We start from the raw sequence: 20,335 nt of genomic DNA on the forward strand, positions 1-20,335 counted from the left end.
GCGCCAAATAGCAAAATTGACGTGTGTTTAGGCTCCAGCGCTGCGAATTGCTGTGATTTGTACCGCTTCGAGCGCGCCGATTTGCTTTTTTTGCCGCCGAATCTCGTTCCCCTCTCGCCATGACCGCTTCCAACGCCTCCCTCGATTCCGTCGACACCATCGACTCCGTTACGCTCGCCCGCCCGGACGACTGGCACCTGCACGTTCGCGACGGCGAGATGCTCGCTGCTGTGCTGCCGGATACCGCGCGCCAGTTCGGCCGCGCGATCATCATGCCTAACCTGAAGCCGCCGGTCACCACCACCGCGATGGCGCACGCATACCGCGAGCGCATCGTCGCCGCGATTCCGGAAGGCGCGAAGTTCGAACCGCTGATGACGCTGTACCTGACCGACAACACGCCGCCCGACGAAATCCGCCGCGCGCGCGAAAGCGGCTTTGTGCATGGCGTGAAGCTGTACCCGGCGGGTGCCACGACCAATTCGGACGCAGGCGTTACCGACATCATGAAGTGCGCCAAAACGCTCGAAGTGATGCAGGAAACCGGCATGCCGCTGCTGGTGCACGGCGAAGTGACGGATTCGTCGATCGACCTGTTCGACCGCGAGAAGGTGTTTATCGATCGCGTGATGACGCCGCTGCGCCGCGCATTTCCGGCGCTGAAGGTGGTGTTCGAGCACATCACCACGAAAGATGCAGTCGACTACATCCGCGAAGCCGGCGTGGCGCCGGGGCTGCTGGGCGCGACGATCACTGCGCACCATCTGCTGTACAACCGCAACGCGATCTTCCAGGGCGGCATTCGCCCGCATTACTACTGCCTGCCGGTGTTGAAGCGCGAGACGCATCGCGTGGCGCTGGTCGAGGCGGCGACCTCGGGCAATCCGCGATTCTTCCTCGGCACGGATAGCGCGCCGCATCCGAAGGGTTTGAAGGAGCACGCCTGCGGCTGCGCGGGTTGCTACACGGCACTGCATGCGCTCGAGCTCTACACGGAAGCGTTCGACAAAGCCGGCGCGCTGGACAAGCTCGAAGGTTTCGCCAGCTTCTTCGGCGCGGATTTCTACGGTCTGCCGCGCAGCGAAGAGAAAGTCACGCTGCGTCGCGAAGAATGGACGCTGCCGGCTGAATTGTCGGTCGGCGATACGCCTGTCGTGCCGCTGCGTGGCGGTGAGTCGATCGGCTGGCGCCTCGTCTGAGGTTGCATTAGATGCAGGTGCAAGAGGCGGCGCGCGTAGGCTTCGGTTTCGCCGATATCGACTGGTCGACGCCGTGGTTCGCACAGTTCGCGGCGCGCGGCGAGCGCTGGCAGCAGGGCGCGCTGACGAGCTACGCGGCCTTGCTCGCAGAGATGAATGCCGATGCCGGCGAGATGCGGCAGGTGACAGGGCGCGGCCAGCGTCTCGCGTTCATTGCGCAGGACGATCTGCCGCCGGGCGCGGCTTACGAGGCGCACATTGCGTCGACGGGCTGCGTGCCGACCCGCCACAACCTGCATGACTTCTTTAACGGGTCGATGTGGTTTGCGTTTCCGCGGATCAAGGCGGCGCTGAACGCGCGGCAGTCGGCGGCGATCGACGTGTTAGGCGTCGGCCCGACTCGCGGCGGCGTGCGCGATACGCTGACCTTGTTCGACGAAAACGCGTTGCTGTTCGCGAGTGCCGACCCGGCGTTGAGCGCGGCTTTGCGCGGGTTCGACTGGCAGACGCTGATGGTTGCTCATCGTGATGCCTGGGGCTCACGCTGCGAAGTGCGCTGCTTCGGCCACGCGTTGCTGGAAAAGCTGATCGCGCCGTTCAAGGCCTGCACGGGCCACGCGTGGATCGTCGACGTACCGTCCGAGTACTTTGGATGGGACGCCGCGGCTCGCGATGCATGGCTCGACGAGTCTGTCAGCACGGCACTATTGGGCACCGAAGCATTGGCGAGCCGCATGTTTGCGCCGCTGCCCGTACTAGGGATCCCAGGCTGGTGCGCCGAGAACGAATCGCCCGCGTTTTACGACGACACCTCCGTCTTTCGCACAGGACGGCGTTCGCGCTAAAGCCGCACCCTATTCGCCGCAGTGTTAAAATGCGCCCCAGCAAAGCAGGCCAGGCAGTCGCGGCCTCTGCGGCTTCGGTCAAAGAGGGCGAGGAAAGTCCGGACTCCATAGGGCAGGGTGATGGCTAACGGCCATCCGTGGTGACACGCGGAACAGGGCAACAGAAAGCAAACCGCCGATGGCCCGGCGCAAGCCGGGATCAGGTAAGGGTGAAACGGTGCGGTAAGAGCGCACCGCGGCTGCTGCAAGGCAGACCGGCACGGTAACCTCCACCCGGAGCAATTCCAAGTAGGCAGGCTAGCATCTTCGAGATGCAGGACGGGGCCCCCGTCACGTCTGCGGGTAGGAAGCTTGAGCACGTCAGTAATGGCGCGCCTAGAGGAATGACTGCTACGCGCGTCGCGTTTTCGGACGTGGCGCGTGCACAGAATCCGGCTTATCGGCTTGCTTTGCCACCCAACAAAAAATGCCGGCGTCCGTGTGGACGTCGGCATTTTTATTTTGACGCGCTGGTTTGGCTCAATGCGCGGTTATCCGCGCAGAAGCCTGGGCCGAAGCGCCGCGTTCAACCCGCGACGATATCGAACGAGTGCGTGAGCTCAGCGGTCTTCGCGATCATGATCGACGCCGAGCAGTATTTGTCGTGCGACAGGTTGATCGCGCGTTCCACCGTCGCCGGGTTCAGATTCTTGCCCGTCACGGTGAAGTGGAAGTGAATCTTGGTGAACACTTTCGGATCTTCGCTGGCGCGTTCGGCCTTCAGCGTCACCGAGCAGCCGGCGATTTCCTGGCGGCTTTTCTTCAGGATCATCACGACGTCGTACGCCGTGCAGCCGCCCGTGCCGAGCAGAACCATTTCCATCGGACGCGGCGCGAGATTGCGGCCGCCGCCTTCCGGCGCGCCGTCCATCGTGACCAGATGACCGCTGCCCGTCTCGGCCGCAAATGCCATCCCGTCTTGCCCCATCCAGCTAACTTTGCATTCCATGCTGTGCTCCACCGCGCTGCGCTTATATCGAAAACGCATTGTAGCCCGGTGTTTGCGCGTCCGCCCGAGGGGACTTTCGCTGGAACTTATGCCCGATGACCGCTTGCGTGTTGCGGTGCGGCATGTTTCGGCGATTCGGGAATGCCCTGACGGGTTTAGGGGTTTTACTCTAGATGATGTCTGTGTATGCAAGCCCTTAAAAGGACTTTTGTGATTGATTTTAAAAGGAATTTAGAATTTTTTGATCGGCGAGTTCGCCTGCCACATTGTAAAAACGCATTTCACAATGCAAATGTTCTTGCGTCGCACAAGTGCGCCTCATATAATCGATTCCATCGGTTGCAGCAGTTCTGCAACCTCCGCTGTCTCCTCCACCTCCTCCTTTGGTGGATTAAACCCGAACCGCTCGTTCGGGTTTTTTTTCGCCCACAGCTTCGATCTCGCGAACGCCGGATTCGGGGCGAACGGGAAGGGCAAATGGTCAAATCTTGATGCCGGATCGCCCGATTTCACGCCGAAACCCCCGCAAGCTTTGACTCGGCGTGACAAATTCCTTTATAATTCAGAGCTTTTCCGCATCCGCGCCCGCGGAGGAAGAACAGGGAGAGCCTGCACGCGCCTCGATGCGCACACTACAAGCAGGAAAAAATACATTGGGCGCAGCAATTTTTTTGGATCGATCATGAAGACGTTTTCCGCAAAAGCCCATGAGGTTACGCGTGAATGGTACGTGATTGACGCGACGGATAAGGTTCTCGGGCGTGTCGCCAGCGAAGTGGCACACCGTCTTCGCGGCAAGCACAAGCCTGAATTCACTCCGCACGTCGACACCGGTGATTTCATCATCGTTATCAACGCCGGCAAGCTGAAGGTCACGGGCAACAAGGCTACTGACAAGAAGTACTACCGTCACTCGGGTTACCCGGGCGGTATTTATGAAACGACGTTCGGCAAGATGCAAGAACGCTTCCCGGGCCGTGCGCTCGAGAAAGCGGTCAAGGGCATGCTGCCGAAGGGCCCGCTCGGCTACGCGATGATCAAGAAGCTGAAGGTCTACGCTGAAGCAACGCATCCGCATTCGGCACAACAGCCGAAAGCGCTCGAGATCTAAGGGGAGCCCACATGATCGGTAACTGGAATTACGGCACGGGCCGCCGCAAGAGCGCCGTCGCACGCGTCTTCATCAAGGCTGGCAAGGGCGAGATCATTGTAAACGGCAAGCCTATCGCCGATTACTTCTCGCGCGAAACGTCGCTGATGATCGTGCGTCAGCCGCTGGAACTCACGAACCACGGCGTCACGTTCGACATCAAAGTCAACGTGAACGGTGGCGGTGAAACGGGTCAAGCCGGTGCGGTTCGCCACGGCATCACCCGCGCGCTGATGGACTACGACGCAACGCTGAAGCCGGAACTGTCGAAGGCTGGCTTCGTTACGCGTGACGCTCGTGAAGTCGAACGTAAGAAGGTCGGCTTCCACAAGGCACGTCGCCGGAAGCAATTCTCGAAGCGTTAATCGCTTCGTGTGCAATCCGGCTTTCGGGCTGGAATGCTGCAAAAGCCGCCAACGCTTTCGCGAAGGCGGCTTTTTTTATTGGTTTGCAGCCAGGCTTTGCAGTAAGGGTTTTGTTGCTGGAGGTGCCGGCGCGGTCTGCTCAGGCAAGCTGGTGGCGGGATCAGGGCCGACCGTTGAATTTGCTGTAAGAACCCATTGATTTTGTGGGCTTCGGCACGATATCGAGATCAGCCCTACAATAGCGGTTAGAAGCTTTTTGGAGAGTTCGAATGAACGCAGTCACCGATACACCCGTGACCGAGATGCCCGCCCCCTTCGTTTTTACCGACGCAGCGGCTGACAAGGTCAAGCAACTGATCGAAGAAGAAGGCAATGCGGACCTCAAACTGCGCGTTTTCGTGCAGGGCGGCGGCTGCTCGGGCTTTCAGTACGGTTTTACGTTCGACGAAGCCGTCAACGAAGACGACACCGTCATGAACAAGAGCGGCGTCCAGCTGCTGATCGATTCGATGAGCTACCAGTATCTGGTCGGCGCTGAGATCGACTACAAGGACGACATCAACGGCGCGCAGTTCGTCATCAAGAACCCGAATGCCACGACCACGTGTGGTTGTGGTTCGTCGTTCTCGGTTTGATGGCTGATTAGTCGACAGGTTGTAAAAGAAAACGGGGCTTCGGCCCCGTTTTTTATTGCCTGAGCTGAATTCCCCCAATCACCGCGGGTAGATCGCCCCCAGTACGCGTTCGGCGGTGGCGCCGGTGACGGCCGGTAAATTGCCCGGCAGGCGCGCCACGCAGCGCATTGCCAGCCACGCGAAGGCCAGCGGCTCGACTTGGCTCGGCGGTACGCCGAGCGCGTCGGTTGTCATCACGGGCACGCCGCTTACGCCGCTGTCCTCCAGCGCCTGATGCAGCGCTTTCAGAATCTCCGGATTGCGCGCGCCGCCGCCACACACATAGACCGCCTTGGCGTCCGACGCATGCCGTTCGATTTCGCGAGCAACGGTTACGGCGGTCAGCGCGACCAGTGTGGCTTGCACGTCCGCGGGGGCGAGGGCGGCGAACGGTTGGAGCTTGGCATCCAGCCATTGCGGGTTGAACAGGTCGCGGCCGGTGCTCTTCGGCGGCTGCGCCGAGAAAAAGGGTTCGTCGAGCAGTGCGTTCAGCAGCGTGCGATCGACCTGGCCGCTTGCGGCGAAATGGCCGTTTTCGTCGAAAGGCTTGCCGAGATGGCGCTGCGCCCATTCGTCGAGCAATGCGTTCGCCGGCCCGCAGTCGAAACCGCGCACGCCGCCGGTCGCGTTCAGGATCGTGATATTGCTGATGCCGCCAAGATTGCAGACCACCCGCGTTTCGTCTTTCGCACCGAACACGGTGGCGTGAAACGCCGGCACGAGCGGCGCGCCCTGGCCGCCGGCCGCGACGTCGCGGCTGCGGAAATCGGCGACCACGTCGATGTGCATCATTTCCGCGAGCAGTGCGGGGTTGTTGATCTGCCGCGTGTAACCCTTTTCCGGCCGATGCCGCACCGTCTGACCATGCACGCCGATTGCACGGACTTCCGAGGCCGGCACGCGGCTCGCGCCCAGCAGTTCGTGGCAGCACACCGTGTAGCGTGTGGCGAGCGCATTGGCGGCCAGCGCCTCACGCTCGATCTCGTTGTCGCCCGGCTGTTGAAGCGCGAACAGCGCGTCGCGCAAGCCTGCCGCGAAACCGACAAACGCTTCGGCCAGCACCACCGGCGGCTTTCCTTTCGCGAATCTGACGGCAACACCGTCCACGCCGTCCATGCTCGTGCCGGACATCAATCCCAGGTACACGCCGTCTGCGGGGTCTTGCGCCACGTTGTTGCTCCTCTCGATGATTCGTTGCGATCTGTTTTAGCAGATTATCGGTGCAAGTGCGGTCGAATATAAAGCGTCGCAGCGCCAATGGTGCATCCCGACAGACCGAAATCGTGCGTCGGCAGCACGCTTGCGGCCGAGTCAGTGGGCGCGGCGGCGCGCATCTATGGGACAATCTCCTTTTTTCGCGACTTCACGTTTCCAGCATGACCACCGAGTCCACCAAGCCCAGCCCCGCCTTCCCGATCACCGACGAAGTCCGTCACGCACTAGCCGTCACCAAACGCGGCGTCGACGAACTGCTGATCGAAGAAGAATTCGCACAGAAGCTCGCGAAGAGCGCGGCCACCGGTGTGCCCCTGCGCATCAAGCTCGGCCTCGATCCGACCGCGCCGGACATCCACATCGGCCACACGGTCGTGCTGAACAAGATGCGTCAGTTGCAGAATCTCGGTCACACGGTGATTTTCCTGATCGGCGACTTCACCTCGCTGATCGGCGATCCGTCGGGCCGCAACGCCACGCGCCCGCCGCTTACGCGCGAGCAGATCGAATCGAACGCGAAGACGTATTTCGAACAAGCCGCGCTCGTGCTCGACCGCGACAAAACCGAAATTCGCTACAACAGCGAATGGTCGATGCCGCTCGGCGCCGACGGCATGATCAAGCTCGCCTCGCGCTACACGGTGGCGCGGATTCTCGAGCGCGAAGATTTCACCAAGCGCTTCCAGGGCGGTGTGCCGATCTCGATCCACGAATTACTGTACCCGCTGATGCAAGGCTACGACTCGGTCGCGCTGAACGCCGACCTCGAGCTCGGCGGCACGGACCAGAAGTTCAACCTGCTGGTGGGCCGTGAACTCCAGAAGCAGTATGGTCAGGAACAGCAGTGCATCTTGACGATGCCCTTGCTCGAAGGCCTGGACGGCGTCGAGAAGATGTCGAAGTCGAAGAACAACTACATCGGTATCAGCGAAAAACCGACGGATATGTTCGGCAAGCTGATGAGCATTTCCGACGTGATGATGTGGCGTTACTTCGAACTGCTGTCGTTCCGTCCAATGGACGAGATTGCCGGCTTCAAGAAAGAGATCGAAGCGGGCCGCAATCCGCGCGATTTCAAGGTGATGCTCGGTCAGGAAATCGTCGCGCGCTTCCACTCGCAAGCCGATGCCGAACGCGCGCTCGAGGACTTCAATCATCGCGCGAAGGGTGGCGTGCCGGACGATATTCCGGCCGTGACGCTCGCGGGCGCACCGCTCGCAATCGGCCAGTTGCTCAAGCAGGCCAATCTCGTACCGTCGACCAGCGAGGCGCTGCGCAACATCGAGCAGGGCGGCGTGAAGATCGACGGCACGACCGTGTCCGACAAGGGCCTGAAGGTCGAAGCCGGCGAGTACGTCGTGCAGGTCGGCAAGCGCCGTTTTGCGCGCGTCACGCTGACGGCTTGATGGCTCAGCGATAACGATGCTGATTCGGGCGTTGTCGCATCCGGAGTCGAGCCGATGATCGCGCTGATCCAGCGCGTTCGCCGCGCGGAAGTGCGCGTGGACGAGCGCGTGACCGGCGCGATCGAGGCGGGCTTGCTCGCGCTCGTGTGCGCCGAACGTGGCGACACGGAGGCCGCAGCCGACCGGCTGCTCGCCAAGGTGCTCGGCTACCGCATCTTCAGCGACGCGGCCGGCAAGATGAATCTCTCCGTGCAGAATCTCGACGGCGCCGGGCGCGCAGGTGGCTTGCTGCTCGTTTCGCAGTTCACCCTGGCGGCCGACACGAATAGCGGCCTGCGCCCCAGCTTCACACCCGCCGCACCGCCCGACGAGGGCAAGCGACTATTCGACTACTTCGTCTCGGCAGCGCGCGCAAAGCACCCGATCGTCGAGACGGGCGAGTTCGGCGCCGATATGCAGGTGTCGCTCGTCAATGACGGACCGGTCACGTTCTGGCTGCAGACGAACGCTTGAGCTTCCACTGCTGCCGCATGGTGTATTCGGCGGCACGCATCCATTCCTCCAGCCGCTTTTTGCGACAATAGCGGCTCGGCATAACCGGCTACTGGCGCCCACGTCCATCCCATGACCACGCAGATTCTGTTCATTCGCCACGGCGAGACCGACTGGAACCGCATCAAGCGCATTCAAGGTCACATCGACATTCCGCTCGCGACGACCGGCCTCGCGCAGGCGCAACGCCTTGCACGCCGCATCGCGAGTGAGGTGAAAGAGGGCGCACGGCTCGACGCGATCTATTCGAGCGATCTGCAACGTGCCCAGCAAACCGCGCAGCCGATCGCCGACGCGCTCGGCCTTCAGCTGCAACTGCGTGAGGGTTTGCGTGAGCGTTCGTATGGCGCGTTCCAAGGGCACGACAGCGACGAAATCGCAGTCCGGTTTCCTGATGAATACGCGCACTGGCAAACCCGCGATCCGGGTTTTGCGCCGCCTGAAGGTGAGTCGCAGCGCACGCTCTATCACCGCGTGCTGCACGCGATCGAACCTCTAGTGGCCGCGCATCCGGGCGGTCGGATCGCTGTCGTCGCGCATGGCGGCGTGCTCGATTGCGTGCGTCGCTTTGCGTGCGGTTTGTCACTCGATGCGCCGCGCGATTACGCGTTGCTGAACACGAGCGTCAACGTAGTGGATTATGCCGACGACGCCAGCAAGGCGACGATCGTGTCGTGGGCGGACGTGTCGCACCTCGACGCACCGAGCGACGACGATAGCTTCAAGAAGAGGGTGCCGGAACCGGGGCGTTAAACGGCGCGAGTTATTTCAACTCGCGCATCAGGCTCAGGTCGCGGCCGCGTCCCACAGGCCGGATATGGGGTTCGAAGCGTCCGGTGCAGCGAGGCCGAAATGCCGGTACGTGAGCAACGTGGCGACGCGGCCGCGCGGCGTGCGCTGCAGGAAGCCTTGCTGGATCAGATACGGTTCGAGAACGTCTTCGATCGTGTCGCGCTCTTCGCCGATTGCCGCTGCCAGATTGTCGACGCCGACCGGGCCACCGTCGAATTTGTGCAGGATCGCCTCGAGCAGTTTGCGGTCCATCAGGTCGAAGCCGACCGCATCCACGTCGAGCATCTTGAGTGCCGCGTCCGCCACTTCTGCGGTGATGTTGCCGTCCGCTTTCACCTCGGCGAAATCGCGCACGCGGCGCAACAGCCGATTCGCGATCCGCGGCGTGCCGCGTGCGCGCTTGGCGATTTCGAATGCGCCATCCGGGTGAATCTGCGCATGCAGCAACGACGCGGAACGGGTGACGATGCGCGCCAACTGTTCTGCGTTATAAAACTCGAGCCGCGCGACGATACCGAAGCGGTCGCGCAGCGGATTGGTCAGCATACCCGCGCGGGTAGTTGCGCCGACCAGCGTGAACGGCTGCAGATCCAGCTTCACGCTGCGCGCGGCTGGTCCTTCGCCGATCATGATGTCGATCTGATAATCCTCCAACGCCGGATACAGAATTTCTTCGACGACCGGCGAGAGCCGGTGGATTTCGTCGATGAACAGGACGTCGTTGGCTTCGAGGTTGGTGAGCAATGCAGCGAGGTCGCCGGCGCGTTCAAGAACCGGACCAGACGTTTGCCGCAGATTGACACCCATTTCCCGCGCGATGATGTGCGCGAGCGTAGTCTTGCCGAGACCCGGCGGCCCGAACAGCAGCACGTGGTCGAGCGATTCCGACCGGCGCTTGGCGGCCTCGATGAAGATTTCCAGCTGACCGCGCACTTTTTCCTGCCCGACATATTCTTCGAGCTGGCGCGGGCGCAACGCGCGCTCGAACGCTTCTTCGTTCGGCGAGACGGGCGTGGCCGCGATGATGCGCTCGGCGGCGAGTTTATCGGTTTCGATCATGCGGTCATTGTACCGCGCCCCGCCCGTTGCGAAACTCGGCCGAACGGCCAGGGTGTGCGCCGCGCCGCCGTGTGCGAAGCTTTACTTGTCGCACGTGGTGCCATCGTCACGGCATGAGCTTTTAACCCTTGGACAACGCCTTCAACGCGAGCTTGATGCCTTCGGAAACGCCGGTGCCCGCCGGCACGTTCTTGACGGCCGCCAATGCTTCTTTTTCGGAGTAACCCAATGCGATCAGTGCGTTCAGGATATCGGAGGCGTGGTCGGATGCCGACGCCGCGCCCGCCAGCGCGCCCAGGTCGGCGCCGATCTTGCCCTTCAGTTCGAGGAGCAGCCGCTCCGCTGTTTTCTTGCCGATGCCCGGCACGCGAGTCAGGCGCGCTGCGTCCTGCATGGTGACGGTCTGCGCCAGCTCATGCACGCTCATGCCGGAGAGCACGGCGAGCGCCATACGCGCGCCGATGCCGCTGATCTTCAGCAGTTCGCGGAACGTCGAGCGTTCCTCGGCAGTGCCGAAACCGTACAGCAAATGCGCGTCTTCTCGCACGATCATTTGCGTGAGCAGCACGACGCGTTCGCCGGTCGAGGGCAGGTTGTAGAACGTGCTCATCGGCACGTCGACTTCGTAACCGACGCCGTTGCAGTCGACGAGTAGGTGCGGCGGGTTTTTTTCCAGCAGAACGCCGGCAATGCGACCGATCATGGCGGATTCAATCTTGAGAGAAAGGGCGAGTGTAGCGCAGTGGATGCGCCGCGGGCGTGGTAGCGCGATGGCGCGTCGGCAAGCAGCGCAGTAGCGCGCTGCATTATGCGCAACTGCGGTTGACCAGCGTGTTGCAGCCCCCTAGACTGAGATCCCTTTTGGCGGGTTCTCGCCCGGCACAACCAGAAGGAGCTTCCATGCTGAGCCTCACCACTCTCGCGCTGTTTGCCGGCGCCTGTCTCGCATTGACCGCCACGCCCGGCCCCGACATGCTGCTGATCGCTTCGCGCAGCGTGAGCCAGGGGCGTCCCGCTGGTTTCGCCTCGTTGGCGGGTATTCTGGTCGGGACTTACTGTCACGCACTAGCCGCCGCATTCGGTCTGTCGCAGCTGTTCCTGGCCGTGCCGATGGCCTACGACGTCGTGCGTTTCGCCGGCGCCGCCTACCTGCTGTATCTCGCCTGGAAGACGTTCCGCACGCAAGGCACCGTGCTGTCGCCGAATGCGTCGATGAGCCGTTATCCGGTCGGTCGCATCTTCCGGCAGGGTCTCTTCACCAATTTACTGAATCCTAAAGTCGCGCTGTTCGTGCTCGCGCTATTTCCTCAGTTCGTGCGGCCCGAAGCGGGCTCGGTGGCGCTGCAGATTATGGTGCTCGCGACCGTGCTGAATCTGATCGGCTTCTGTGTGAACGGCGCCGTGATTCTGATGGCGAGCAAGCTGAGCCGTAAGCTCAGTGCCGGGCGCAGGCCGTCGCGCGTGCCGCAGTATTTGTTGGGGACGGTGTTTGCCGGACTGGCGTGCCGCTTGGCGCTGGCGAGTCGAAACTGAGGGCCTAGCCGACCAACCGTCCGCGTCGCACTCGCAGGCCCTTCTTGGCTAGCGACGGCGCGATGCCGCCCAGCGTGCTAAGCGTCGAGCCCCCATGCGCGTGGCAGATCGCCATGCCGAGGGCGTCGGCCGCATCGGTGCCTGGCACGCCGGAGAGGTTAAGCAGCCGTACCACCATCTGCTGCATCTGTTCCTTGGTCGCGCGGCCATAACCGACCACGGCCTGCTTCAACTGCAAGGCCGTGTATTCGGCAACCGGCACGCCACCGGCCACCAGTCCACAGATCGCCGCGCCGCGCGCCTGGCCGAGCAGCAAAGTGGATTGCGGGTTGACGTTGACGAACACTTTTTCGATCGCCGACTGATCCGGCGAGTGCTGGCGGATCAGCGTCGAAATGCCTTCGAAGATGGTGCCGAGACGCGACGGCAGATCGGCGTCGGCGGTTTTAATCGTGCCGCTCGCGACGTAGCTGAGCTTATGGCCGTGTTGATCGATCACGCCGAAGCCGGTCACGCGCAAGCCGGGGTCGATGCCGAGAATTCTCATGAGGTGCCGCACGTGCGGTAAAAACCAGGTGCTTGCGATACTACAACGAACGCGCCATGTGGCGGGCGGTGTTCCAAAACAAAACGGCCCGGCGGAAAACTCCACCGAGCCGTTTCGCTCAAGCTACGCGGGCGAGCGGCGCGTAACGCTCACGCCGCCCGCGAAGCCGAATTCAATGCCGGAAGTGACGCACGCCGGTCAACACCATCGCGATGTTGTGCTCGTCTGCTGCACCGATCACTTCGTCGTCACGCATCGAGCCGCCCGGTTGAATCACGCAGGTTGCGCCTGCCGCCACCACCACATCCAGACCGTCACGGAACGGGAAGAACGCGTCCGACGCCACGGCCGAGCCGGTCAGCGTCAAACCAGCGTTCTGCGCCTTGATGCTCGCAATACGCGCCGAGTCCACGCGGCTCATCTGGCCCGCGCCGACGCCGAGCGTCATGCCGTTGCCGCAGAACACGATCGCGTTCGACTTCACGTACTTCGCAACGCGCCATGCGAACAGCAGGTCGTCCATTTCCTTCGGCGTGGGGTGGCGCTTCGTGACCACGCGCAATTCGTGCGGCTGCACGTTCTTCGAATCGAGCGATTGCACCAGCAGGCCGCCGCCGACGCGCTTCAGATCGAACGCGTTATGGCCTTCGCCCAAGGCGATTTCCAGCAGACGCACATTCTGCTTGGCCGTGAACACCTGACGAGCCGCCGCGCTGAACGACGGGGCGATCAGCACTTCGACAAACTGCTTGGCCACAGCTTGCGCTGCCGTTTCGTCGACTTCACGGTTGAACGCGATGATGCCGCCGAACGCCGAGGTCGGATCGGTCTGGAACGCCTTCGCATACGCTTCGTTCGCGTCCGCGCCCACTGCGACGCCGCACGGATTCGCGTGCTTGACGATCACGCAAGCCGGCACGTCGAACGTCTTCACGCATTCCCACGCTGCATCGGAATCGGCGATGTTGTTGTACGACAGTTCTTTGCCCTGCAACTGGTTGTAATTCGCCAGTGCGCCGGCCGGCACCGACAGATCGCGATAGAACGCGGCGCTCTGGTGAGGGTTCTCGCCGTAGCGCAGATCCTGCACCTTGTCGAAAGCCAGGTTGAAGGTAGCCGGGTACGTGTTGCGCGACGAGTGTTGCAATTCGTCGGTCAGGCTCGTCAGGTAGTTCGTGATCGCGCCGTCGTACTGCGCGGTGTGCGCGAATACCTTGGTGGCCAGACGGAAGTTCGTCTTGTAGGCAACCGTGTTGTTGTTCGCGCGCATTTCGTCGAGCACGACCGCGTAATCCGCCGGATCAACCACGACGGTCACGTCGCGATGATTCTTCGCGGCCGAGCGCAGCATGGTCGGGCCGCCGATGTCGATATTCTCGATCGCGTCTTCCAGCGAGCACTCTTCCTTCGACACGGTCTGCACGAACGGATACAGATTCACGACCAGCAGGTCGATCGTCGGAATGTCGTGCTTTTCAAGCGCGGTCATGTGTTCCGGCAGGTCGCGGCGCGCGAGAATGCCGCCGTGCACCTTCGGATGCAGCGTTTTCACGCGCCCGTCCAGCATTTCCGGGAAGCCCGTGTAGTCGGCGACTTCGGTGACGGAGAGGCCCGCGTCCGCGAGCAGTTTCGCGGTGCCGCCGGTCGACAGGATCTTGACGCCGAGGTCCGACAGCGACTTGGCGAAGTCGACGATGCCGGACTTGTCGGAAACGGAGATGAGCGCTTGCTTGATCATGATGAAGACGAAAAGCCGAAGGGAAACGTGGCAGGGCGCCGAAAAAAAAACTACAACAGACCGTGCTGTTGCAGCTTCTTGCGCAGCGTATTGCGGTTGATGCCGAGATACTCGGCGGCCAGCGACTGATTGCCGCCGGCCTGCTCGAGCACCACTTCGAGCAAGGGTTTTTCCACGCATGAAATAACCATGTCGTAGACGTCATGCGGATTGGAGCCGTCGAGATCCTGGAAATACATCCCCAGGCTGTCGCGGACAGATTGTTCGATATTGTTCTTGCTCATGCTGCTAGTCGGTCGGTATGGTCCGGCTCGCCGTCATTCTTGCTGAGCGTCTCGTCGACGTAGACGAGGCGGTCGGAAATCGCCTTTTGGGCGTCGAAGAATTCGTTGACGGCGAGGAGTTGTTCGCGCGTGGTGTCCAGCGTATTCATACGGTGCCGGAACACGTTGGCGCCAGAAAGGCCGCGAGTGTACCAGCCGATATGCTTACGCGCAGTGCGCACGCCCGTAAATTCGCCGTAGAACGCGTAGTGATCTTCGAGATGCTCGTTCATCACCTGCTGGATTTCGTCGATGCGCGGCGGCGGCAGCAACTCACCCGTTTGCAGGAAATACTCGATCTCGCGGAACAGCCACGGACGCCCCTGAGCGGCGCGGCCGATCATGATGGCGTCGGCGCCGGTGGCGGCGAGCACCTCGCGGGCTTTTTGCGGCGACGTGATGTCGCCATTGGCGACCACCGGAATGCGCACCGCTGCTTTGACGGCAGCGATGGTCTCGTATTCGGCGTCGCCGTGATACAGGTCGGCGCGCGTGCGGCCGTGCACGGTCAGCATGGAAATGCCGGCGGCTTCGGCCAGACGGGCGACCGTCAAAGCGTTTTTGTTGTCGCGATCCCAGCCGGTGCGGATCTTCAGCGTGACGGGCACCGCATCGGGCCCGACGCCCACTGCGCCCACCACCGCTTCGACGATGCGCTGCACCAGCGGTTCGTTCTGCAGCAAGGCAGAACCCGCGGCCACGTTGCACACTTTCTTGGCCGGGCAGCCCATGTTGATGTCGATGATCTGCGCGCCGTTCGCCACGTTGTAGCGAGCGGCTTCGGCCATCATGGTCGGATCCGCGCCGGCGATCTGCACGGCGATCGGTTCGACTTCGCCCGTGTGGTTAGCACGGCGCATGGTTTTTTCGCTTTTCCACAACTGCGCGTTCGAGGCGACCATTTCCGACACCGCATAGCCCGCGCCCAGCCGTTTGCACAGCTGGCGGAACGGCCGGTCGGTTACGCCGGCCATGGGGGCGACGAACAGGTTGTTTCGCAGATTGTGGGGGCCGAGAGTGGGCATGACTTGGACGCGCTTGTGGCCGATTGTTAAGTTTCTGACAATCGAAGATTGCGCGAAATGCGAAGGAAAACCGCCATTTTAGCGTTAACGGATAGTCGACACCCGACTTGAGTCTGTCGTAACTCATTAAATCTTCTATGAAAGTGGTCCGGTTCATAGAATCGGACCCGTTCGCGCGGCGCTGCTAACGGGCCTGCTTATGTGCTTGGTACGGTGCCTAAAAAGACTGCAGCACCGAGGGCGTCAGGCGCGAACGGGCTGCGCGCTCAGCGGCGCTGGCCGAACATCATTTGCCGCGCCAGCGCGGTTTTCACCGGCGGCACGAATTCGAGCGCGGTGAGCGCGAGGCCGCGCAAGGCGGCGAGCGGCGGGAAGTCGACGGTGAAAAGGCGCGCTAGCGTGTCGGTTGCACCGATCGTCAGGCGCCGATCGAGCGCGCGGCGTTGCGCGAACGTCGCGAGAGCCAGCGGGGTCGGACCTTCTGCCGACAAGGCATCGGCGAGCGCGTGCGCGTCGCGCAAGCCCAGATTCAGACCCTGACCCGCCACCGGATGCAGCGTCTGCGCCGCATTGCCGATTGCAACGACGTGGCCGTTCACCAGCGTATCGACCGCGTTCAGTCCGAGCGGGAACGACGCGCGTCCCTTGATTTGCGTAAAGCGGCCCATGCGATTGCCGAATGCGGTGCCGAGTTCAAGCAGGAATTCGTCGTCGGAGAGTTGTGCGCGTCGCGCGGCTTCGTCGGGGGCGCAGCACCAGACCAGCGCGTAATTCGCGCCGCGCACGCCGCCCATCGGCAGCAATGCGATCGGCCCTTGCGACGTGAAGCGCTCCCACGCCACATGCGGCTGCGGCGCCGACACGGTGACCGTGCCGACCAGCGCGGTCTGCCCGTAATCGCGCGTACCGCCGCCGGCGCTGCTGCCCGCGCTTCCGGTGGCTTTCTGTTTCTGGTCGCCGAACAGCCCCCCTTCGGCATTCACCAGAATCCGCGTGCGCAGATTGCGCGTGACACCCGCGGTTTCGATCGGCAGCGTGACGCCGTCGAGGTCCTGAGTCGGCGCCGCGGCGGAGGTGGAGCGGAACCAGTGCACCGAGCTCGCATGAACCGCTTCGGCGAGACCATGCACGATCGACCCATAACGCAGCACGTAGCCGAGCGCCGGCAGGCCGTGCTCGCTGTGGTCGATCAGCGTGCGGCCGAAATGGCCACGCTGCGACACGTGGATGCGCTGGATCGCGGTGGCGTCGGCGGGCCAGCGCAGCGGTTCGAGAATCATCCGGCTGCCGTGCGAGACGGCGATCGCGCGCGGATCGGCAATCGAATCTTCCGGCTCGCGCGCGTCGATCAGCGCGATCTTCAGCGCCTGCGTCGCGCTGCGGCGCGCCAGCCAGCCGGCAAGCGCCAGACCGACCGGCCCGGCGCCGACGATCGTCACGTCGAAATCGAAGCCATGGTCGGACGCGGCGGGTTTGAGAATCACCGTCGACTGGGAAACGTCGTTCATTGCGGGTTTGCTTCCTTGTGTTGCTGCCTGGGTAACTGCCGCGGTTACTGCTTTAGCGGCTGGGCCGCGCGGGCTTCCTGCATCAGCGCCTCGATCTCGTCGGCCGCCACCGGGACGTCGCGTGTGATCAGCTCGCAACCCGCCGCCGTGACGATTGCGTCGTCCTCAATGCGGATGCCGATGTTCCAGTAGCGCTCGGGCACGCCTTCAGTCGGACGGATGTACAAGCCGGGCTCGATGGTCAGCGTCATCCCCACCTGCAGCGTGCGCCACGGCAGCGCGCCCGCTTCGTCGCGCGGCGCGCCGCGTTCGCGGTAGTCGCCGACGTCGTGCACGTCCATGCCGAGCCAGTGGCCGGTACGGTGCATGTAGAACGGCGCATAGGCGCGCTCCGCGATCACCTGGTCGACCGAGGCGAACTTCGCGCGGTCGATGATGCCGGTATCGAGCAGGCCTTGCGACAGCACGCGCACGGCGGCCTGGTGCGGATCGTCGAAGGTCGCGCCGACGCGGGTTGCATCGACCGCAGCCTGCTGCGCGGCCAGCACGATGTCGTACAACTCGCGCTGCGCCGGCGTGAAGCGGCCGCTCGCCGGGAAGGTGCGGGTGATGTCGGACGCGTAGCCGTCGAGTTCGCAGGCGGCGTCGATCAGGATCAGGTCGCCGTCCTGGGCGATCGCGTTGCCGGCCGGGTAGTGCAGCACGCAGGCATTGGCGCCCGCGGCGACGATCGACGTGTAAGCCGGCGCCTGCGAGCCGAATTTGCGGAAGGTGTAGAGCAGCTCGGCTTCGAGTTCGTACTCGCGCACGCCGGGGTGGCAGGCGGCCATCGCGCGGCGATGCGCTTGCGCGGAAATCTGTCCGGCACGGTGCATGATGGCGAGTTCGTGGGGATCCTTGATGAGCCGCATGTCGTCGAGCAACGGGATCAGATCATGCGCGGCCGTGGGCGCTGCGACGCCGCTGCGTCCCAGCGAGCGCACCGCGTCGAGCCAGCCGCGCACCCGTTCGTCCAGTTCCGCCGACGTGCCGAGCGCGTAATGCAGCGATGGCTTGTCGGCGAGAATACGGGGTAGTTGCGCGTCGATTTCGTCGACTGGGAAGGCGGCGTCGAAGCCGAACGCCTCGCGTGCGCCGTCCGGCCCGAAACGGAAACCTTCCCACGTCTCGCGCTCGATATTCTTCTCGCGACAGAACAGGATCGAGGCCGGTTCGCCGGATGCGGCGCTGGCATCGAGCACCAGCCACGCCTCGGGTTCCGTGAAGCCCGTCAGATAGTAGAAGTAGCTATCGTGCCGGTAGGGGTAGTCGGCATCCCGGTTGCGCAGCTTTTCCGGCGCGGTGGGGACGATGGCGACGCCCCCACCCGTCGCGCGCAGCGCGGCGAGGACGCGCTCGCGGCGCGTGCGGTAGACGTCGATGGCGATGGTGGGTTCGGTCGGCTGGTTCATCGTGAGATTGTAGCGCCCAATGCGGAGACTTATTTTGCGCGGATACTGGCGGGGAGAGGTGGTCGCCCCGGCCACGTTGGCCATTTGGCCGGGTAGACGGCATGCTGGCGTCGCGGCAATGTTGCAATCCATCCACAGCGAGCATCCATGCGGCTTGCGAAGCGACTGCGCTGTGCTCGGGAATGCCGCCGACCACTTATACTTTCGCCGAATTCAAGAAAAGGCAGATGGTAATGATGAAACTCATCGGTTCGCTCGCCAGCCCGTTCGTGCGCAAAGCGCGGATCGTTCTGGCCGACAAGAAGATCGACTACGAACTCGTGCCCGAGAACGTCTGGGCGCCGGATACCACGATTCACACCTTCAACCCGATCGGCAAGGTGCCATGCCTCGTGATGGAAGACGGTGAAGCGGTGTTCGACTCGCGGGTGATCTGCGAATACGTGGATACGCTGTCGCCGGTCGGCAAGCTGATTCCGCCGTCTGGGCGAGAGCGCGTCGAAGTGCGCTGCTGGGAAGCGCTCGCCGACGGCATGCTGGACGCCGCGGTGCTGATTCGCCTCGAAAGCACCCAGCGCGCGCCCGAACAGCGCGTGGACGCGTGGGTCGCGCGGCAGCAGCGCAAGATCGACGAAGGCCTGATCGCCATGTCACAGGGCTTGGGCACCAAGCCGTGGTGCACGGGCAACCACTACACGCTCGCGGATATCGCCGTGGGCTGCGCGCTGGGCTACCTCGATTTCCGCATGCCTCAGTTGAACTGGCGCGAAGGGTATCCGAACCTGGATAAACATTTCCAGAAACTGTCGCTGCGTCAGTCGTTCATTGATACGGTGCCGGCGGACTGAACGGAGTACGCGTTACCGCTCAACGGTGCGGTTGTCTGGAATCGCGCCGCCCGCAATTTTCGCTAAATTGCAAAATGATGTCATTCACGCTTTCATAAGCATAAATTTAAGCTTACGTTTGTGGTAAAAATGCGCCTACCCGTCAGGCGCATTTTTTTGTCTGTCGCGTGGCGTAATGGTTTATGCAATCGACATACGCGGAGTTTTTCTCCCGTGATCTGCGGCCATTGCGAATGGGCGGTGCATTAAAACGCGCCGTCGATATTAATAACGTCCGCAAAAGAGACTTCCACCATGAAATCGTACCGCTTTGTCATTGTCGCTTCCGCCTGTGCGCTGTTTGCTGCGTGCTCGAACGTGAGCAACGTTAATCCGACTGCGCTGATCCAGTCCGGCCAGCAGGCCGCTCAGGCCGCCACACTCAGCGATGCTGACGTGCGTACGCTGACCGACAAGTCGTGCGCGCAGCTGGATAGCGAAAATCAGATTGCCCCCGCAAACAGCAAGTATCAGAAACGCCTGAACAAGATCGCCGCGCAACTGGGCAACAACATCAACGGCGTGCCGGTGAACTACAAGGTGTACATCACCAAGGACGTCAATGCATGGGCGATGGCCAACGGCTGCGTGCGCGTCTATAGCGGCCTGATGGACATGATGAACGACAACGAAGTGCGCGGCGTGGTCGGCCACGAGATGGGCCACGTTGCACTCGGCCATACGAAGAAGGCGATGCAGGTCGCGTACGCGACTTCGGCGGCGCGTACGGTGGCATCGTCGGCGGGTGGCGTGGCGGGGGCATTGTCCGGTTCGCAACTGGGCGATTTTTCCGAGAAGCTGATTAACGCGCAGTTCTCGCAAACTCAGGAAAGCGCGGCCGACGATTATTCATTCGACTTGCAGAAAAAGAAGAATCTCGATCCGTCGGGATTGGTGACGGCGTTCAACAAGCTTGCGCAACTGGATGGCGGTAAATCGAGCATGTTGAGTTCGCATCCGGCTTCACCGGCGCGCGCACAACATATTCAGCAGCGGATCGCATCGAATCAGTAAAGCCTGATTTTTTATAGACGCGCGCTCACGGGGTTCCGGAGCGCGCGTTTTTCTATTGAGGCGA

At 62.5% G+C, this 20,335-nt stretch carries 21 protein-coding genes and 1 other RNA gene; 12 read left to right on the forward strand and 10 right to left on the reverse strand.

Annotation, left to right across the window (positions count from 1 at the left end):
* Positions 1–119: 119 nt before the first annotated feature.
* The 3 genes from pyrC (at position 120) to rnpB (ending at position 2,499) form a co-directional block, all read left to right on the forward strand.
* Positions 120–1,199: a dihydroorotase gene (gene pyrC, locus KHO30_RS19415; RefSeq protein ID WP_211701903.1), complete on the forward strand. Its 1,080-nt coding sequence runs from the start codon at positions 120–122 to the stop codon at positions 1,197–1,199.
* A gap of 11 nt (positions 1,200–1,210) precedes the next feature.
* Complete coding sequence (locus KHO30_RS19420) at positions 1,211–2,044, forward strand: DUF3025 domain-containing protein (protein ID WP_211701904.1); 834 nt, start codon at positions 1,211–1,213, stop codon at positions 2,042–2,044.
* Positions 2,045–2,085: 41 nt separating this feature from the next.
* An RNA gene (rnpB, locus tag KHO30_RS19425) (RNase P RNA component class A) lies at positions 2,086–2,499 on the forward strand.
* Between the two features lie 110 nt (positions 2,500–2,609).
* Here the strand turns inward: rnpB and KHO30_RS19430 are convergent.
* Positions 2,610–3,032, reverse strand: a complete 423-nt coding sequence (locus KHO30_RS19430) for an OsmC family protein (protein WP_063497318.1) — start codon at positions 3,030–3,032, stop codon at positions 2,610–2,612.
* 682 nt (positions 3,033–3,714) lie between these two features.
* On the opposite strand from KHO30_RS19430, the gene rplM reads away from it, so the two are divergent.
* The 3 genes from rplM (at position 3,715) to erpA (ending at position 5,182) form a co-directional block, all read left to right on the forward strand.
* The gene (gene rplM, locus KHO30_RS19435) at positions 3,715–4,143 is read left to right on the forward strand and encodes a 50S ribosomal protein L13 (protein WP_020069304.1); all 429 of its coding nucleotides are present in this window, start codon (positions 3,715–3,717) and stop codon (positions 4,141–4,143) included.
* 11 nt (positions 4,144–4,154) lie between these two features.
* On the forward strand, positions 4,155–4,547 hold the full coding sequence (gene rpsI / locus KHO30_RS19440; RefSeq protein WP_007180423.1) for a 30S ribosomal protein S9: 393 nt from the start codon (positions 4,155–4,157) through the stop codon (positions 4,545–4,547).
* A gap of 269 nt (positions 4,548–4,816) precedes the next feature.
* Entirely contained in the window at positions 4,817–5,182 is a 366-nt protein-coding gene (gene erpA, locus KHO30_RS19445; protein WP_007180424.1) for an iron-sulfur cluster insertion protein ErpA, read from the forward strand.
* A gap of 78 nt (positions 5,183–5,260) precedes the next feature.
* On the opposite strand, the gene KHO30_RS19450 is transcribed toward erpA, so the two are convergent.
* Entirely contained in the window at positions 5,261–6,391 is a 1,131-nt protein-coding gene (locus KHO30_RS19450) for an anhydro-N-acetylmuramic acid kinase (RefSeq protein ID WP_211701905.1), read from the reverse strand.
* Between the two features lie 206 nt (positions 6,392–6,597).
* Here KHO30_RS19450 and tyrS point away from each other — a divergent pair, with 206 nt between their 5' ends.
* The 3 genes from tyrS to KHO30_RS19465 all read left to right on the forward strand — a co-directional run bounded on the left by tyrS (position 6,598) and on the right by KHO30_RS19465 (position 9,147).
* Complete coding sequence (tyrS, locus tag KHO30_RS19455) at positions 6,598–7,842, forward strand: tyrosine--tRNA ligase (RefSeq protein ID WP_211701906.1); 1,245 nt, start codon at positions 6,598–6,600, stop codon at positions 7,840–7,842.
* 54 nt (positions 7,843–7,896) lie between these two features.
* Positions 7,897–8,355, forward strand: a complete 459-nt coding sequence (gene dtd, locus KHO30_RS19460; protein WP_211701907.1) for a D-aminoacyl-tRNA deacylase — start codon at positions 7,897–7,899, stop codon at positions 8,353–8,355.
* A 111-nt stretch (positions 8,356–8,466) separates the two neighbouring features.
* The gene (locus tag KHO30_RS19465; protein ID WP_054034491.1) at positions 8,467–9,147 is read left to right on the forward strand and encodes a histidine phosphatase family protein; all 681 of its coding nucleotides are present in this window, start codon (positions 8,467–8,469) and stop codon (positions 9,145–9,147) included.
* Between the two features lie 33 nt (positions 9,148–9,180).
* Here KHO30_RS19465 and ruvB read toward each other — a convergent pair whose 3' ends face one another.
* Positions 9,181–10,245 (reverse strand): Holliday junction branch migration DNA helicase RuvB, encoded by a 1,065-nt coding sequence (gene ruvB / locus KHO30_RS19470; protein ID WP_211701908.1) that lies wholly within the window; start codon positions 10,243–10,245, stop codon positions 9,181–9,183.
* Positions 10,246–10,366: 121 nt separating this feature from the next.
* Positions 10,367–10,948, reverse strand: a complete 582-nt coding sequence (gene ruvA, locus KHO30_RS19475) for a Holliday junction branch migration protein RuvA (RefSeq protein WP_211701909.1) — start codon at positions 10,946–10,948, stop codon at positions 10,367–10,369.
* Positions 10,949–11,145: 197 nt separating this feature from the next.
* Between ruvA and KHO30_RS19480 the strand changes: the two genes are divergently transcribed.
* Entirely contained in the window at positions 11,146–11,778 is a 633-nt protein-coding gene (locus KHO30_RS19480; protein WP_093635486.1) for a LysE family translocator, read from the forward strand.
* A 4-nt stretch (positions 11,779–11,782) separates the two neighbouring features.
* Here KHO30_RS19480 and ruvC read toward each other — a convergent pair whose 3' ends face one another.
* From ruvC to KHO30_RS19510, 6 genes are all read right to left on the reverse strand, one after another.
* Positions 11,783–12,325 (reverse strand): crossover junction endodeoxyribonuclease RuvC, encoded by a 543-nt coding sequence (gene ruvC / locus KHO30_RS19485; RefSeq protein ID WP_093635488.1) that lies wholly within the window; start codon positions 12,323–12,325, stop codon positions 11,783–11,785.
* A 172-nt stretch (positions 12,326–12,497) separates the two neighbouring features.
* Positions 12,498–14,063 (reverse strand): bifunctional phosphoribosylaminoimidazolecarboxamide formyltransferase/IMP cyclohydrolase, encoded by a 1,566-nt coding sequence (gene purH, locus KHO30_RS19490; protein ID WP_211701910.1) that lies wholly within the window; start codon positions 14,061–14,063, stop codon positions 12,498–12,500.
* Positions 14,064–14,113: 50 nt separating this feature from the next.
* Positions 14,114–14,347 (reverse strand): Fis family transcriptional regulator, encoded by a 234-nt coding sequence (locus tag KHO30_RS19495; RefSeq protein ID WP_007180440.1) that lies wholly within the window; start codon positions 14,345–14,347, stop codon positions 14,114–14,116.
* Positions 14,344–15,411 (reverse strand): tRNA dihydrouridine synthase DusB, encoded by a 1,068-nt coding sequence (gene dusB, locus KHO30_RS19500; protein WP_093635492.1) that lies wholly within the window; start codon positions 15,409–15,411, stop codon positions 14,344–14,346. The genes KHO30_RS19495 and dusB overlap by 4 nt, the downstream gene beginning before the upstream one ends.
* Before the next feature lie 266 nt (positions 15,412–15,677).
* Positions 15,678–16,919, reverse strand: coding sequence for a UbiH/UbiF/VisC/COQ6 family ubiquinone biosynthesis hydroxylase (locus KHO30_RS19505; protein WP_200658729.1), 1,242 nt, complete (start codon positions 16,917–16,919; stop codon positions 15,678–15,680).
* A gap of 44 nt (positions 16,920–16,963) precedes the next feature.
* On the reverse strand, positions 16,964–18,370 hold the full coding sequence (locus tag KHO30_RS19510; RefSeq protein ID WP_211701911.1) for an aminopeptidase P N-terminal domain-containing protein: 1,407 nt from the start codon (positions 18,368–18,370) through the stop codon (positions 16,964–16,966).
* Positions 18,371–18,603: 233 nt separating this feature from the next.
* On the opposite strand from KHO30_RS19510, the gene KHO30_RS19515 reads away from it, so the two are divergent.
* On the forward strand, positions 18,604–19,218 hold the full coding sequence (locus KHO30_RS19515) for a glutathione S-transferase C-terminal domain-containing protein (protein WP_175050754.1): 615 nt from the start codon (positions 18,604–18,606) through the stop codon (positions 19,216–19,218).
* Positions 19,219–19,512: 294 nt separating this feature from the next.
* Positions 19,513–20,271 (forward strand): metalloprotease LoiP, encoded by a 759-nt coding sequence (loiP, locus tag KHO30_RS19520; RefSeq protein ID WP_211701912.1) that lies wholly within the window; start codon positions 19,513–19,515, stop codon positions 20,269–20,271.
* Positions 20,272–20,335: the final 64 nt, after the last annotated feature.

This window comes from Paraburkholderia aspalathi, assembly GCF_905220735.1.
GTDB lineage: Bacteria > Pseudomonadota > Gammaproteobacteria > Burkholderiales > Burkholderiaceae > Paraburkholderia > Paraburkholderia aspalathi.

Coding starts and splice junctions, on each gene's coding strand:
- pyrC (WP_211701903.1), top strand. CDS start 120: ATGACCGCTTCCAACGCCTCCCTCGATTCCGTCGACACCATCGACTCC.
- KHO30_RS19420 (WP_211701904.1), top strand. CDS start 1,211: ATGCAGGTGCAAGAGGCGGCGCGCGTAGGCTTCGGTTTCGCCGATATC.
- KHO30_RS19430 (WP_063497318.1), bottom strand. CDS start 3,032: ATGGAATGCAAAGTTAGCTGGATGGGGCAAGACGGGATGGCATTTGCG.
- rplM (WP_020069304.1), top strand. CDS start 3,715: ATGAAGACGTTTTCCGCAAAAGCCCATGAGGTTACGCGTGAATGGTAC.
- rpsI (WP_007180423.1), top strand. CDS start 4,155: ATGATCGGTAACTGGAATTACGGCACGGGCCGCCGCAAGAGCGCCGTC.
- erpA (WP_007180424.1), top strand. CDS start 4,817: ATGAACGCAGTCACCGATACACCCGTGACCGAGATGCCCGCCCCCTTC.
- tyrS (WP_211701906.1), top strand. CDS start 6,598: ATGACCACCGAGTCCACCAAGCCCAGCCCCGCCTTCCCGATCACCGAC.
- dtd (WP_211701907.1), top strand. CDS start 7,897: ATGATCGCGCTGATCCAGCGCGTTCGCCGCGCGGAAGTGCGCGTGGAC.
- KHO30_RS19465 (WP_054034491.1), top strand. CDS start 8,467: ATGACCACGCAGATTCTGTTCATTCGCCACGGCGAGACCGACTGGAAC.
- ruvB (WP_211701908.1), bottom strand. CDS start 10,245: ATGATCGAAACCGATAAACTCGCCGCCGAGCGCATCATCGCGGCCACG.
- ruvA (WP_211701909.1), bottom strand. CDS start 10,948: ATGATCGGTCGCATTGCCGGCGTTCTGCTGGAAAAAAACCCGCCGCAC.
- KHO30_RS19480 (WP_093635486.1), top strand. CDS start 11,146: ATGCTGAGCCTCACCACTCTCGCGCTGTTTGCCGGCGCCTGTCTCGCA.
- ruvC (WP_093635488.1), bottom strand. CDS start 12,325: ATGAGAATTCTCGGCATCGACCCCGGCTTGCGCGTGACCGGCTTCGGC.
- purH (WP_211701910.1), bottom strand. CDS start 14,063: ATGATCAAGCAAGCGCTCATCTCCGTTTCCGACAAGTCCGGCATCGTC.
- KHO30_RS19495 (WP_007180440.1), bottom strand. CDS start 14,347: ATGAGCAAGAACAATATCGAACAATCTGTCCGCGACAGCCTGGGGATG.
- dusB (WP_093635492.1), bottom strand. CDS start 15,411: ATGCCCACTCTCGGCCCCCACAATCTGCGAAACAACCTGTTCGTCGCC.
- KHO30_RS19505 (WP_200658729.1), bottom strand. CDS start 16,919: ATGAACGACGTTTCCCAGTCGACGGTGATTCTCAAACCCGCCGCGTCC.
- KHO30_RS19510 (WP_211701911.1), bottom strand. CDS start 18,370: ATGAACCAGCCGACCGAACCCACCATCGCCATCGACGTCTACCGCACG.
- KHO30_RS19515 (WP_175050754.1), top strand. CDS start 18,604: ATGATGAAACTCATCGGTTCGCTCGCCAGCCCGTTCGTGCGCAAAGCG.
- loiP (WP_211701912.1), top strand. CDS start 19,513: ATGAAATCGTACCGCTTTGTCATTGTCGCTTCCGCCTGTGCGCTGTTT.